A 14,713-nucleotide genomic window follows, 5' to 3' on the forward strand; every position below is an offset into this window, starting at 1 on the left:
TAGAAATTTTGTTTCAATATTTATTGTGAAAAATTGAGCCTAAGTATAATAACAGCATCATATTCTGCGATATATTAAAAGAAATGTTATCGTGTAAAAAATAACAAATTGGATTGATTATGTTTATATTTACACGCACATTATTATTGATGTTGTTCATTATTTTCACGGCATCAAGCTCGGCTCTAACACTTCAACAGTATACTCAACAATATGCTTTATTACCTTGTACAGGGTTAGAGACTCGAATAGGTAGCTTTGAAAAAAGGTTATCAATGATGTTATCGACGGCATCAAAAAGAGAATATGAAGATTTAAAACGAGAATATAAAGCACTTAATGAATTATATAAGAAAAAGAATTGTCATAAACGAAACTCCCGCTAATAATATTAACGGGAGTTAACAAAGGAGTTATGATCGTAGTTTTAAGCGAGTAATGTATAACTTAAATATAAGTTTAATGCTAATACAATAGCGACAATAACTAAGCCTAATGTAGAAACAACTTTATTATTCTTGTACTTACCCATAATGACTTTGCTATTAGTAAAGTATAGTAATGGAATGATTGCGAGTGCAATACCAAAGCTAAGCACCACCTGGCTCATGACTAAAATCTCAGTCGTATTAACCGCTAGAGCGATAACGACAAATGATGGGATCATAGTGATTGAACGACGCACCCACATTGGAATACTAAATTTAACAAAGCCTTGCATTACAACTTGACCTGCCATTGTGCCGACGACTGTTGATGAAAGCCCTGATGCTACTAACGAAATACCAAATAAAACTGATGCTGATTTGCCCACTAACGGTGTTAATGTTTTATATGCTGTTTCTATTTCAGCGATATCTTTATTACCAGAATAATGAAATACTGCGGCGGCCATTGCTACGATAGCGATATTAACAAACCCAGCAATAACCATTGCAATTAATACATCATATTTTGTTGAGCGTAACCGTGTTGAAACTTTTTCGCCGTACGTATTTTTAAATAATGCTGAGTGCAAATAAATAACATGTGGCATTACTGTTGCACCAAGAATACCTGCGGCTAAATATATTTGGTGAGGACTATTTAATGTCGGAACAATTAATCCAGTAACTAAAGCATGTGATGCTGGCGGTGCAATAAATAATTCAAATATATAAATAACAGCAACTAATAATAATAAAGCACCAATAACGACTTCGATCGGTTTTTGGCTTTTGTTATTAAGCATTAATATCATCATTGTTGCGATTGCTGTGATAATAGCCCCCTCCATTAAGCTAATACCAAATAATAATTGAAAACCAACAGCAGCACCAATAAACTCGGCAAGATCGGTTGCCATCGCTATTATTTCGGCTTGAATCCAATAAGGACCAATTGCCCATTTAGGAAGATGATCTCGTAAATGTTCAGCTAAATTTTTACCTGTGACTATCCCTAATTTAGCTGACAGATATTGAATCAACATCGCCATTAAATTAGCCCACAGAACGACCCATAAAAGCTGGTAACCAAAGGCTGAACCCGACTCAATATTTGTAGCAAAATTACCTGGATCAATATAACCAATAGCAGCAATAAATGCAGGGCCTAATAAAAGTAATTTCTTTTTTAACTTTAAGCTAAACGGGGTTGGCTGCATATAAAGTGCAATAGATGCTTTATTCATAAGTGACTCCTTTGTCTTGAGCCTACTTTACTTAAAGCTCAAATGAGAATCAATATCATTTAACAGCTAAATTTGGTTGCTTATGTTTCACTTATGGTTTTTGCGATAACAATAGTTAATACCTATTAGTATGATTGCTATTTTGATTTGAGATTGTAAATTTTATCATTTTTAATATTAAAAATGTCATCGACATCAAAAATTTGTGATCATTTGTCAAGAATAAGTATTAGAGTGTTTTATCTTTTTAAAAATATCGATATTGTCTTCTTGTTGATTTATATATCTTTAGCGCATTATATAACGGTGAGCGTTAATACTTATCAAACATATGAAAATATAATTATTTTAAATAACTATATTTCATGAAGATATTTATTGATAATAAATATTACTCTATACGCCATTGCTACAACTATGATGCGAAATGGATATTTATAATAGGGATGTAATATGGAAGCTGAAGTAAATGGCAAAACCCACACTTTCGAAACTGACATTATTCAGTTATACCTTCGTGATATCTCGATGAAACCACTTCTCTCTAAAATTGAGGAAATTCTTTATAGTCGTAAAGCCCTAACGGGAGATAACAGTGCTAAGAAGGTAATGATTGAGAGTAATTTACGTTTAGTGGTGAACATTGCTAAACGTTACCGTGGTAGTTCTATTCAATTTAGTGATCTGATTGATGAAGGTAATATCGGCCTTATTACAGCGGTAGATAAATTTGATCCTGAAAAGGGCTTTCGATTTTCTACATATGCGACATGGTGGATTAAACAAACGATAGAACGTGCTATCCATAATCAAAGCCGCACAATTCGTTTACCTGTTCATGTATCAAAAGAAATCAATACTATTTTACGGACGCATAAAAGTTTATTGCATAGTCAAAATAAAGAGCCAAAAGATGAAGATGTCGCAAAAACACTAAATCGTGATGTTGATGATATTACCACCCTATTATCTTACGATGCTCCTGTTATATCTTACGATCAAACAATCAATGATGACGCTAATTCACAATCACTTTCCATCTTCCTTGTAAATGATAAAGAATTACAGCCTGATGCACATTTAGATAAGATGGATATTAAGCATATAACTACAACAGTTCTTGATTCTTTACCTCCTAGAGATAAAGAAATTATTTGTCGTCGTTTTGGGCTGCTAGGCTACGAATCACAAACGCTTCAAGAAGTGGCAGATGAAGTAGGATTAACTCGTGAACGTATTCGTCAATTACAAGTTATTTCATTGAAAAAACTCCGTAATTATTTACAACGAGATAATTATGATATATCAATACTTTTTGCTGACACAGCATAATAGATTGTTTGCTACTATTTGAAAGAGCACATTAGATGCTCTTTTATTGTTAATAGTTAAGGTTTGTTATGTATTTAAAATCATTATTGGTTATAGGTTCTGTGTTATTTTTCTCGGGTTGTACGAGTTACGGTGTAACTGAAAATGAAATGCAATCTTACTTAAATAAAGAAACTAAATTTAATCATTCAGTAGGTATTCAAGGACTAGCTTATGCGACAGGTAAGTTTGATAACATTAAAGTTGGAATTGGACGTGTCGCTAAGAATAAAGTAAATGTAGCGACAACAGCGACAGCTGAATTGGAACTAATGGGACAACCGACTCAAAATATCTCAATCAAAGCGAATTTTAGTGCAATCCCCTATTATAACCAAGATCAAGGTGCTATTTACTTAAAAGATCTAAATATTGAATCATTAGATGTTACACCACAGCGACTAAATAACGTACTAACAAAACCAGTTATCACGCCTATTGTTTCTTTCTTAAGCCAAGTCTTATCAACAAAACCAGTGTATAAACTTAATGATAATGAAATAGAACAATCGCTTTTGAAAAAAACCAAACCAGAATTAGTGATTGAAAACCATAAGTTAGTTTTAGATTGGTAATAAATAGCCGTTTATATAAAAAGCTCTTAATATAAGAGCTTTTTTATTGTTTTAAAATATACTCATTCAAGGTTTCATCTATCATTTTCACTGACCTTTCTGCTTCAAATGACCGTTTCATTGCTTCTGCTGCGTAATCCCTCATCGTCGGAGTTTGACTAGTAATAATAAGCATAAGTACAAGTATAATTGTAGCAACTGATAAAATAGCGACAGTGTATATTCGTCGAGTAATACGGGCTTCACTTTGTTTAATTTCTGCTTTTACAGCTCGTAATACATCATAGTTAGTGATGTTTGAACGTATTCTTTGGTTTTTATCCATGTTAAACATTCAGTTTAATTAATAACGGGTTATTTTAACAAGCTAATCTGAATTTAAGCTTACGTAAGTTTAAGTTTGTGATGTAGAATTATTTTCAATCAACACATAAAGTTATAGTGCATTAGAGGTAATAAAAAAACAGAGCCTATTAACTCTGCTTTTTTATCAAGAAATAATAATCACGTATATAAATAATAAAATGGCTAATAGCCACACGGGGCATTGGTATTTCTTAATTAAAAGATAACCTAGTGTAACTACGATGATATCAGTGATTGATTTAATTGAACTCGTTATTACCGGATTAATAAGTGCACTTCCCAATAAACCCACCACACAAGCATTTATTAATAAAATTGCTTGCATTAAACGAGGATGACTAAATAATGCTTTCCATGCAGGAAGGAAAGCAAATAATAATAGACTACCAGGAAGGAAAACAGCAACAGTGGCGATTAAACTCCCCCAAAGAGGTATTGCTGGCATAACTGAAGCACCAAGATAACTGGCCATCGTAAACATAGGTCCAGGTACTAATTGTGCTGAAGCATAAGCACTTAAAAAGGTATTATCAGTGACCATTCCATCAAGCATTGGTTGTAGTAATGGCAATACTACATGCCCACCACCAAAAACAAAACTACCCGCTTGGTAGAAAATAGAAAATAATTTAATACTGTCATTTGTTATTGCAGTAAATGGTAAGAATGCTAATAACCCTAAAAAAGTTATAACGAATCCAATATGTGGTCGAATGGGCTTAATTAACTGCTTATTAATGACTGGCTGTGTTTTAAATGACCATAAATAACCCACTATACTAGCAATGATAATAGGGAATATTTGACCGAGTAAACCATCACTAAACATTAACCACGTCATGGTTAATAATGCTGCTGCAATAGTTGGGATAGAGGTTAAATTCTTTTTTGTCATCCCCCACAAAGCATCAGTAATAACCACAACAGCTAATAATTTTGCAGCGGTAATAATCTGTTCAACAATAACAGAGCTACCAAATTTATTATTTGCAACAGCAAGGGAAGTTAATAATGTAAACGATGGTAAAGTAAAACCAATAAAAGCAGCAATCGTTCCTAAATAACCTGCTTTTTTATATCCAATATACATTCCGAGTTGACTACTCGCAGGGCCGGGTAAAAACTGACATAATGCAATAGCTTGTGTGAAATCTTCATCAGTAAGCCATTTTTTCTTAACGACAAACGCTTGCTGAAAATAGCCTATATGTGCTGCGGGGCCACCGAAACTACATAGCCCTAACACTAAAAACTGCCAAAAAACCGTTACCATTAATCACATCTCCTATAGTGAAGTCATGATTGTAACGATTGTTTTTCTATTACTAAAATCGTTTGTACAGATACATATTATTAATATAATCGATGTTTAATTTCTTTATTGCGTCATATCATTTTCATAATGCCCATAATCCTCTATGATAGAAATCATATTCTTCTTATGTAATAACAAGCAAAGTCATATACCGTTCCCCTACTTTGCTTTTCTCTCAAGAGTCGATGCTTATGTTAGAAAATCTTCAACAAATGGTCATCTTGGCAGCTATCGGCCATGAACAAAATTTCACTCGAGCAGCAGATAGATTAGGCATCTCTAAATCTCAAGTAAGCAAACAAGTGCGCTTTTTAGAAGAACGCTTAGGGTGTCAGTTAGTTCAACGCAGTACGCGTACGGTTGCATTAACTGAAATTGGCTTACAGTATGCTGATTATGGTCAGCAGCTGGTTGATACTGTTAATGAAGCTGAAGCAATGGTCGCAGGCTACCGTAATGAGATTAAAGGCGTTCTTCGAATTGGCATAGCCCAATCTTTTGGCAATATTCACATTACCTCCGCTTTAGCTGAATTTCAAAAAAGTAACCCTGAATTAGAGTTAGAAATTAGTCTTTTTGATCATCGTCCTAATCTATTAGAAGAAGGTTTTGATTGCTGGATAGCTATTCATGAGCACCCGCCTGAAGGTATGGTAGCCAGAAAATTAGCGACATGTGAGTTTGTTGTAGTCGCATCACCCGATTATATTGCTCAACATGGTCAACCAGAAACACCCAGTGATTTGCGTCGCCATAACTGTATTACTTATCAAAGCCGCGAGCGTAAATATGTTAATTGGGCTTTCTCTCGTGATGGCGTGCAACAATCTATTCGTGTTCGAGGAAATTACCGTATAGATAATGCACCCGCAGTGTTAGATGCCGCGGTGAGTGGCTTAGGGATTGCCTATTTATCGACTTATCTAATGACTGATGAGCTGGAGAACCATAAATTAATTCAGTTACTTCCCGAATGGAAAACAACGGTCGATTTACCTATCTACGCTGTTTATCCACGTAGAAAGTATTTAGCACCTAAAGTACGTTGCTTTATCGATTTTATGGCGGCGCGTATGGCACAAGCCCCCTATAAAGTTCACGCTTGATATACCGATGACCTGTATTGATACAATCACTATCATACACAAACAAAAACGCGGCCATCATAGCCGCGCCTTTATATTTAAATAAACGCTATTATTCTATCGCTTGTTTCTTTTGCGCAGGTAAAGCATACATTCGACGTAATATGTTTTGTACGCCTTGTGGTTGATCAACCAGCTTTTGTGCAAATAATTGCTTTTCTTCCACTGTTACTTGATCCGATTCAATCTCTGCTGCGATGTAATTAGATGGAAATAAATGGTAATTTTTAGTTATTTGCTTATCAATCATTGCTGCAAGTTCATCTGGCGATTCTGGCGCATCAGTGATTACATCACCAAAGCAGACATGAATACGACGTTTTTGACCAACAATTCCTTGCACGATACTTTCAATATCTTCAAATTCAGATTTTTCATAAGTACCTGTGGTTTCTTTTTGATACAGCTCTTGAGCTTTAGCCAAATCACAAGGATCATTTTCATATGAAATAGCAACAGGAACGATATTTAAGCCACTCATAAACTCAGCAAAAGATAATTTTTGCTTACGTCCTTCCATAAAAAACATTTTTAGAATGGCTGGATCAGTTTTATCATTGCCGTCTTTTGCTCGACCTTCCTTTTGTGCAATCCAAATATTATTGCCAGTCATTAACGAATGAAAAATATAACTAGAAAGTAGACCTAATGACTTCATTAACTCACGTGGACCTTTTGATGAGCGTTTAACAATAAAACTCTTGTTTAGACGCATCAACTCAGTCGCACATGGTTTTTTAAGCAGGTTATCGCCAATTGCAATGCGAACAGTATTAAAGTTCTCATTAAATAAACACCAGTTCACCATCGCAGGATCCATTGCAATATCACGATGATTCGAAACAAATAAATAGGCTTTATTTGGATCTAACTTATCTAAACCCGTTGTCGTTACACCGTCACATGAATGATCAATAGTTGCACGCATATATTTAGCAACATAGTCTTGCACATCTTTAACGCTTGCTACGTTCGACCACTTTTTCACAAGAAAGCGTTTAATTAACGGAATAAGCAACCAGCCAAACATACCGGAAGCATGAGGAAAGCGGTATTTTAAAATAGCATTGATAAAATCTCTGTCATCAATCAGGCGTTTGATCGCCCCTTTAACTTCGTTATCGTTGTAAGGGCGGATTTCTTTATAAATATCGTTATCTATACACACAATAAGGCTTCATCTTGAAAAAACTTGGCTATTCTACTGATAAATGCTGTTTTACCAAATAACCTACGTCAATAAGGGGAATGGTTGGAGGTCTAACCACATGATGTCGTTGAAAATTCAACCACTATTAATTATTAAAACTACGATTTAATGTAAAAGTGACTAATCATACACTGATTTTGACTATTGTCGCCTATGTGATGTTGACGAGGTAATAAAAACAGCCGAATATGTGTGGGATATCGAGTTAGAGAGACATTATGAAACAAGCCATTGAGTTTTCTAAAAACGAGCACCCTTTTCTTTTCGTTGGTTCTCGTCGTAAAAGCCACAACGCCTACTTTATTGTTGTTACTAGTGGCAGCATATTAATACGGTTAGGTAAACATGAACATCTCGTGTCCAAAGGACATGGCTTTTGGGTTCCCTTTGATTGTTTACATGCAGTCACTATTTTACCGGGTACGCATTTTTTCAACGTTGCTTTTTCAATTCGCCTGCGACAGCCTCTCTGCCGTGAAACGGGCTTCTTTGTGGTTACACCACTACTTGATGCTCTGCTAATTGAACTGGAAAAACAGCCAGCAGAAAATCACGACTGGGATGGTGTAGAAGGACGCTTACTCAAAGTGGTAGCAGATCAAGTATCAAACTTATCCGCTTCAACACAATCGTTATCACCGGCTATTAAGAAGCAATACCATAGTGCGCTAGCGTTGTTGCTTGATGGCAATAAAGTCACTGAAAAATCGGCTGTTCAAGCAATAGAGCCGGTATTAGGGATGACCTTAAAAGAATTTGAAGCTTGCCTTACCATCCGTGAAACGGTGAAGCTAACTCGCTCAGGCAGAAAGTTACCGCAAATAGCAGCCCAACTAAATACATCGGAAGTATTACTTAACACTCTTGCAATGGCAATTTTAGGCAAACCTGTTCAATAATAAAGCTTACTCTGCAAAATAATGCCCATTATCGCAATGGGCATTACTCTAACATCTGATTATTTTAATCTTACTTTTGCTATGAGATAAACAGATGTCTAATTAAATGGCACATGCACTTGTACTGAGATGCTATCATCTACACTACTCTTTGTATGCCAGCGATAATCTAGTCGTACACGTGTACGATCATCATTAGGATCACCAAAACCTAAGCTCATTTGAACGCCATGGTTAAGTACCCACTGCTCGGCACCAACAATATCCTCAACATCTTCGTGATTATATTTTTTTGGTAACCAAAACCCTAAACCATAATACATTGAATCATTATACTCAGTAAAAACAGGATGATCGGCAAAGTCGTCACTCCAGTGATTCCAAAACTCACCAGTATTATCAACTTGATTTTGCTTCCAATCATTGAACCGCTGAGAGCGAGAATAAGGATCATCCTTAATATGTGTGAAATAAATGTTATCGGCATTATTCGATAATCGGCACACGGAATGATCAAACTGAAACAACTGATCCTCTCTTTTTATGGTGTTATTTGGCGTCAAGTCACATGGAAAAGCATATACAGATGATGAATAAATTAAGTTACTCATAATAATAATAATAATAATAAGTATCAAGGTTTTAATTTTATTCATACGTGATATTGAGTATCCATTCATTGATCAGTAAATTTAAATCGCTTATCGTTCATCAGCATCATTTTCACTGTCGGTGTCGTGTACTCAGTAATATCATGATTATGTATCAATGCCTCTCGTATAACGGTACTGCGTACCGGAACCGTTTCAGGACATGCCATTACTTGCCAACGATTAAGAATTTGCTCTGCTTTATAAAAGCGATGAAAACTCATAAAATTATCTGGACCAATCACAAAAGTAATATTTGCCTCTGGGTACTTTAATTGTAAAGCTTCAAGTACGGCCAACGTTGTGACTGCATTATCATCAACAGCGATTTGTTGCTCTAATGTAGATAATTCTAAATTACTTTGTCCAATATCACTGATGAATGCACCCACAAGATCACATCGAGCCTCATAGTCGAGCATTACTTTCCCCCACGCATGCTGATAACTAGGGAGCAATAACACCTTATCAAACTGCTCTAGTCGCTCTAGCACCGAGCGGTGTCCTATACTCGGAGGATTAAATGCGCTTCCAAAAACTGCTAGTGTCTGTTTCATATTTCAATCAACTAACCTCTTATTTGCAAAACCAGCCAAATACTATCGCAATAGCGAAATGTTCCTTAGTATCGTACTGTTTTAACGCTAAAACGGTACTATTTTAAATAATTTTACGCTTGAGCATTGATCCTTAGTTAGAGTTATCGCATGATTTTGCTAAAGGTGTAATGGTTAAGTTCTCATTTTTCCATTATGTCGTTTTAAGTGATTAATATTTGGGCAAAAGCCTTAAGGATTCATTACCCATGGAACAACTTATCCGTGAACAAATGCGCGTACTTCCTACTATCGATGTTGAGTTTGAAATTCAACGCCGTGTTGCTTTCATCCAGAAAAAACTCAAGCAGTCTGGTTGTAAATCTCTAGTACTCGGTATTAGCGGAGGTGTTGATTCAACAACTTGTGGCCGTCTAGCACAACTTGCTATCAATGATTTAAATGCAACAACATCGAGTAATGATTATCAATTTATCGCTGTTCGTTTACCTTACGGTGAGCAGCAAGATGAAGATGAAGCACAACAGGCTTTAAAATTTATTCAACCTAGTCAATCTGTTAGCGTAAATATCAAAGCAGGTGTTGATGCACTGCATGCCAACGCATTATTAGGATTAGAAGGCACAGCTTTAATTCCAACAGATGCGGCTAAAGTCGACTTTGTAAAAGGCAATGTAAAAGCGCGTGCACGTATGATTGCTCAATATGAAATTGCAGGCTTAGTCGGTGGGCTTGTGATTGGTACCGATCATTCGGCAGAAAACATTACAGGCTTCTACACTAAATTTGGTGATGGTGCTTGTGATTTAGCCCCTCTTTTTGGTTTAAATAAACGTCAGATTCGTGCTATTGCTGCGACTTTAGGTGCACCAACCCATCTTGTAGCAAAAGTACCAACAGCTGATTTAGAAGAACTAGCACCACAGAAAGCAGATGAAGAAGCGCTATTGGTGACTTATGACCAAATTGATGACTTCCTTGAAGGTAAACCTGTTGATGATTTTGTTCGTGAGCGCCTAGTAAGCATTTATCGTGCAACGCAGCACAAACGTCAACCTATTCCGACAATTTATGATATTGATTGATTCAGCACTCACAGCGGTAGTTCGTTGAGACAAAAACAAAAGGCCTAACACGATGTTAGGCCTCTATATTGCTGAATAGCGAATAATTTACTTACATAGCTCAAGTTGAGGTTGATCGATAATAAGTGCATCCAGCTCTCTCCATAACTCATCACAAAGACTAGGGCGATACACTGCATCTTTAAATGCAGAATGCTCATGTTGATACATTTTATAATGGCGCGGTGAACTTTTTCTACTTGAGCGTACATTAGACAAACGATCACAAACTTTCACTATTAGCGCCAAACGAGCAGCATCTTCTTCAACATTTAAAGCGGCTAAACGTTGGTTAATTTCTAATTTTCTTTTCGCGCGATCTTCTAATTTCACATCAGTAACAGAATTAACTGCATCAGCAATAGTAAAGCCAAAACGTTCAACCAACTCATTAAAATTAGTATCCGTATCTTCAATTACGTCATGTAATTGAGCGGCTATCATTGCATCAATACCAAATGGTTGAGCGAGTTCTGCTACGGTATTAAGATGAACGGCGTATGGGAGTTGGCCATATTTTTGGTCACCATGGCGCTTTTTCGCAAATTCTTGTGCAGCTAAATAACGACTGTTCATCACTTTTTCCTCGATGTTTTCTTATTATATTGGTGCATTGTAGAAGTAATACATTCTTTGTTACTAATCATTTATTTGGAATAAAATAATTCAAAAATAAAAAAGAGCCTCTCGACTCTTTTTATTTTTAGATAGTTACGAATGATAACTCAGGGTTATTCTTCTTCATCTGCAGGAAATTCGCCCGCAGCCTGACGACGTTTCATATCCGCTTCACGAATCTCATTAGCAACAATCATGATAGCCTCACCGCTACTGATACCTGTAGCCATAAGATCATGAATACGCTCTGCAGCTACTTGCTGCTCTGAGTGTGTTAATGTCGGCGTGTGATTATACATATCATTCTTCTTAACTTCGTAAACGGGTGAGTATTCTAGGAGTAAAGTGAAACAATGTCACTGTTTATCCTCACTGAATACAAATTAACCTGGATGACCATCAACACGTGTTTTGGTTAATACTGGATAATAAACGATCGTAAAAATAGTAAAGGCAATCACCCACAAAATAGCAGATATAATATATGCATCCATAGTCGCTATCGGCATGACCACGACTAATAATGTACGTGCCAATAATGAACCAAATAAACTCATAAATGCAATAACCATCCAACGACCAACCTGCAACTTCCGACCAGTATGGCCTAATGAAACACGTGCCATCATTGCCAATATCATCGCACCAATGCCACCAATAGCAATAATATGAATGCCTATTGTTGGATTCATATTATGGTTAATATAACTTCCACCAAGCCATGCTAAACCAATGATCATTGATAAGTAAGCCCCATGTAACGACCATAATAATGGTACTGTTATTGTTTTATAACTACGCCAGCGACACATGCGAACTAAATTAGTTACCGCCGCAATAAGGTAAGTTGTCGCTAATATAGATGAAGGAACCGTAACCGGGAAGAGTGTGAATATTAACAATATCCAAATAGGTATTAAGGCTGCATATTCCAACATTGATATACGAGTAATTGTTTCCGTTTGTGTTCCTCGTGAAGTAAAAAATGGAATCACTCTACCACCAACGACAATAACAACCGCAGCAATAATAGTTAACGTTGTTAATGCGATTGCTTTTAAATCATAAGGAATAACTTTGAGTACCATTAAATGGTATTTGACGTTGAGTAACGTAAACATAATAAGAACAGGGACAAAGAACACGTTACGCCATTGCTTAACCTTGAAAATAGGTACTGCTAAAAAAATCGTTGCCACAATAATCCAAGCACAATCAATAACCATCCATAAATAGCTTGGTGTTGCGAACATAAGCCCTAAACGCGCAATAAGCCATAATCCAAATAAACAGGCCAGCTTTGTTCCTTTAACACCTGTCTGCCCTGTCCATGTTTGTACTGCTGTGAGTAAGAAGCCAATAATAACTGCGCCGGCAAATCCAAACAGCATTTCATGACTGTGCCACCATAACGGATTACCATACATAAATTGACTAATATGAGTATTACCTGCCCATAACAATCCCCACAATGCGATTGAAATAACGGCATAAACAGCTGCACCGATAAAAAATGGACGAAATGCGAGCCTAAATAAAGGGGGGATTTTTTCTTCTTTTGCTCGATCGATAATTTGCATCATACTACCTCACTATAAACATGTATAAATTATACATGTTTATGGTGCTATTTCTATACTTTCTCGAATTAGTTTTATTCATATGAAATTAAAGTAAAAAAAATGGCTACCACATTACTGTAGTAGCCATTTTATTATCCATTATCTTCATTATCATCACCAGCATAGTCAACAGGGCGAGTAATTCGTTGAATATCGAGGATCGAAATTTCACCTTGCCAACGTGTTTTTACAACGCCAACACTGAGCCAATAGCGCCCTTCAGGAAAGTTTAATTTCGGTAGCGTTGTCGGCCACTCAGAATCTGATTCTTGACTCCAGATAGCGTCCCATGTTGTATCATTAAGATCATACAGTTTCGTGCTTAATATCGGTGCAGGACAATTACCACTATTCTTATTAATATTATCAATACGCCATGTTTTACTGTCTTTCCAACTGATCTCTTGTTTATCTGCTGGTGTAGTTAAAACAATCCATCCAACCCAAGCCGGTTTATTCACCGCTGTAATTGAGAGTTTATATAACCCCGCAGATACGGGTTCATCTAGTCGTTGGGACTCAACAGAAAAATAGCCGCCATCATCAATAAGTGGTGCACCTTGTAATAACGGCTTATTGGGCCATTTAGTCAGGCTAATATTGGTAATATCACTACGTGTAAGACCAACAACAGATATCTTCAGCAGTTGCTGATTAAGATTTTGTTCTGCTTGGCGTTCAATCGATAACTTAGGAAGCCATGTAGGTAAAACTTTACGTTCGAGACTATGTCCACAGTCTTCACTAATGGCTAAATTAAGTAATTGATCAAGATTATTGGCTTCAACGCTATTAGGCGATTGCTGCCATGCTTGAATGATGGTTTGAAAAACAGCTGCGGTATCATCTTCAAGTAATTCCTTATGCGCCATCGTATAAAGATCTTTTGAAATGAACCAATCAGATACAGCAAATGCACTCGATGAAAACAACGTCGAGTGCACTAACAATAATCCCATAAACCAGCGTTTTGGCTTGTTTATTCTCATGGAACGCGGTACCTAAACCTTATGGTTTCATTCGGTATCCAACACCACGTAAGGTCTCAATCTCGATATCAGGCAATTTTTGACGCAATTGCAGAATATGAGTATCAACAGTACGCGTTGTTGGGTAATGATTGTAGCCCCACACTTGATCTAATAATTCATCACGAGTAAATACACGACCTGCATTTTTAGCTAAGAATACTAATAATTCAAATTCAGTACGCGTTAAAGTAACACTTTCATCACCGTGAAAAACTTCACGACTTTCTTGGTTAATACGAATATTACCAACAGAAATGATATTAATGGCAGCCATATCACCATCTTCACCACGCAAATGAACACGGACGCGTGCTAAAAGCTCTTCTTCAGCAAAGGGCTTGGTTAGATAATCTTTCGCACCTGAATCTAACCCAATCACTTTATCATTAATTGAAACCATTGCTGTTAATAGAATAACAGGAACATATTTCTTCTTTAACCAATCTGATAAGTACTCAAGCGAATCACCTTCCGGCAATTGACGATCGAGTACAACAAGATCTGCATCACGCCATAATGCAGCAACTTTAGTAGCACAATCAGCATATAAGCAATTGT

At 36.4% G+C, this 14,713-nt stretch carries 16 protein-coding genes; 5 read left to right on the top strand and 11 right to left on the bottom strand.

From position 1 onward, the window contains the following. Window positions 1-427 precede the first annotated feature (427 nt). A complete protein-coding gene (locus Q0V26_RS08430) occupies window positions 428-1,645 on the bottom strand; it encodes an Nramp family divalent metal transporter (RefSeq protein ID WP_297480625.1) in 1,218 nt (405 codons plus the stop codon). 480 nt (window positions 1,646-2,125) lie between these two features. Between Q0V26_RS08430 and rpoS the strand changes: the two genes are divergently transcribed. Both rpoS and Q0V26_RS08440 read left to right on the top strand, forming a co-directional pair. Next, window positions 2,126-3,004 carry an RNA polymerase sigma factor RpoS gene (rpoS, locus tag Q0V26_RS08435; protein ID WP_297480580.1) on the top strand — a complete coding sequence of 293 codons (879 nt, stop codon included), beginning with the start codon at window positions 2,126-2,128 and terminating at the stop codon, window positions 3,002-3,004. Window positions 3,005-3,072: 68 nt separating this feature from the next. Continuing rightward, window positions 3,073-3,618, top strand: a complete 546-nt coding sequence (locus Q0V26_RS08440) for a DUF1439 domain-containing protein (RefSeq protein WP_297480581.1) — start codon at window positions 3,073-3,075, stop codon at window positions 3,616-3,618. 43 nt (window positions 3,619-3,661) lie between these two features. Here the strand turns inward: Q0V26_RS08440 and Q0V26_RS08445 are convergent, their stop codons facing one another. Beyond that, window positions 3,662-3,943: a hypothetical protein gene (locus tag Q0V26_RS08445; RefSeq protein ID WP_297480584.1), complete on the bottom strand. Its 282-nt coding sequence runs from the start codon at window positions 3,941-3,943 to the stop codon at window positions 3,662-3,664. A gap of 165 nt (window positions 3,944-4,108) precedes the next feature. Beyond that, window positions 4,109-5,257: a chromate efflux transporter gene (chrA, locus tag Q0V26_RS08450; RefSeq protein WP_297480587.1), complete on the bottom strand. Its 1,149-nt coding sequence runs from the start codon at window positions 5,255-5,257 to the stop codon at window positions 4,109-4,111. Between the two features lie 233 nt (window positions 5,258-5,490). Here chrA and Q0V26_RS08455 point away from each other — a divergent pair, with 233 nt between their 5' ends. Then, entirely contained in the window at window positions 5,491-6,405 is a 915-nt protein-coding gene (locus tag Q0V26_RS08455) for a LysR family transcriptional regulator (protein WP_297480590.1), read from the top strand. 91 nt (window positions 6,406-6,496) lie between these two features. Here the strand turns inward: Q0V26_RS08455 and Q0V26_RS08460 are convergent, their stop codons facing one another. Beyond that, on the bottom strand, window positions 6,497-7,612 hold the full coding sequence (locus tag Q0V26_RS08460) for a 1-acyl-sn-glycerol-3-phosphate acyltransferase (RefSeq protein WP_297480593.1): 1,116 nt from the start codon (window positions 7,610-7,612) through the stop codon (window positions 6,497-6,499). A gap of 260 nt (window positions 7,613-7,872) precedes the next feature. Between Q0V26_RS08460 and Q0V26_RS08465 the strand changes: the two genes are divergently transcribed. Continuing rightward, a complete protein-coding gene (locus tag Q0V26_RS08465; RefSeq protein ID WP_297480595.1) occupies window positions 7,873-8,553 on the top strand; it encodes an AraC family ligand binding domain-containing protein in 681 nt (226 codons plus the stop codon). A 98-nt stretch (window positions 8,554-8,651) separates the two neighbouring features. On the opposite strand, the gene Q0V26_RS08470 is transcribed toward Q0V26_RS08465, so the two are convergent. Beyond that, the gene (locus Q0V26_RS08470; RefSeq protein WP_297480598.1) at window positions 8,652-9,080 is read right to left on the bottom strand and encodes a hypothetical protein; all 429 of its coding nucleotides are present in this window, start codon (window positions 9,078-9,080) and stop codon (window positions 8,652-8,654) included. 149 nt (window positions 9,081-9,229) lie between these two features. Then, window positions 9,230-9,760 carry a nicotinate-nicotinamide nucleotide adenylyltransferase gene (locus tag Q0V26_RS08475; protein WP_297480600.1) on the bottom strand — a complete coding sequence of 177 codons (531 nt, stop codon included), beginning with the start codon at window positions 9,758-9,760 and terminating at the stop codon, window positions 9,230-9,232. Window positions 9,761-10,008: 248 nt separating this feature from the next. Between Q0V26_RS08475 and nadE the strand changes: the two genes are divergently transcribed. Continuing rightward, complete coding sequence (gene nadE, locus Q0V26_RS08480; RefSeq protein WP_297480604.1) at window positions 10,009-10,845, top strand: ammonia-dependent NAD(+) synthetase; 837 nt, start codon at window positions 10,009-10,011, stop codon at window positions 10,843-10,845. 87 nt (window positions 10,846-10,932) lie between these two features. Here the strand turns inward: nadE and Q0V26_RS08485 are convergent, their stop codons facing one another. The 5 genes from Q0V26_RS08485 to Q0V26_RS08505 form a co-directional block, all read right to left on the bottom strand. Further along, complete coding sequence (locus tag Q0V26_RS08485; RefSeq protein WP_297480607.1) at window positions 10,933-11,460, bottom strand: HD domain-containing protein; 528 nt, start codon at window positions 11,458-11,460, stop codon at window positions 10,933-10,935. Window positions 11,461-11,615: 155 nt separating this feature from the next. Continuing rightward, window positions 11,616-11,801 carry a YoaH family protein gene (locus Q0V26_RS08490; RefSeq protein WP_297480610.1) on the bottom strand — a complete coding sequence of 62 codons (186 nt, stop codon included), beginning with the start codon at window positions 11,799-11,801 and terminating at the stop codon, window positions 11,616-11,618. An 84-nt stretch (window positions 11,802-11,885) separates the two neighbouring features. Further along, window positions 11,886-13,085, bottom strand: a complete 1,200-nt coding sequence (locus Q0V26_RS08495; protein WP_363316466.1) for an NnrS family protein — start codon at window positions 13,083-13,085, stop codon at window positions 11,886-11,888. 131 nt (window positions 13,086-13,216) lie between these two features. Then, window positions 13,217-14,113, bottom strand: coding sequence for a DUF2861 family protein (locus Q0V26_RS08500; protein WP_297480612.1), 897 nt, complete (start codon window positions 14,111-14,113; stop codon window positions 13,217-13,219). A 19-nt stretch (window positions 14,114-14,132) separates the two neighbouring features. Continuing rightward, the coding region (locus Q0V26_RS08505; protein WP_297480615.1) for a response regulator transcription factor at window positions 14,133-14,713 on the bottom strand (581 nt) is incomplete at its 5' end.

The sequence above is a fragment of the uncultured Photobacterium sp. genome (assembly GCF_947039875.1).
GTDB lineage: Bacteria > Pseudomonadota > Gammaproteobacteria > Enterobacterales > Vibrionaceae > Photobacterium.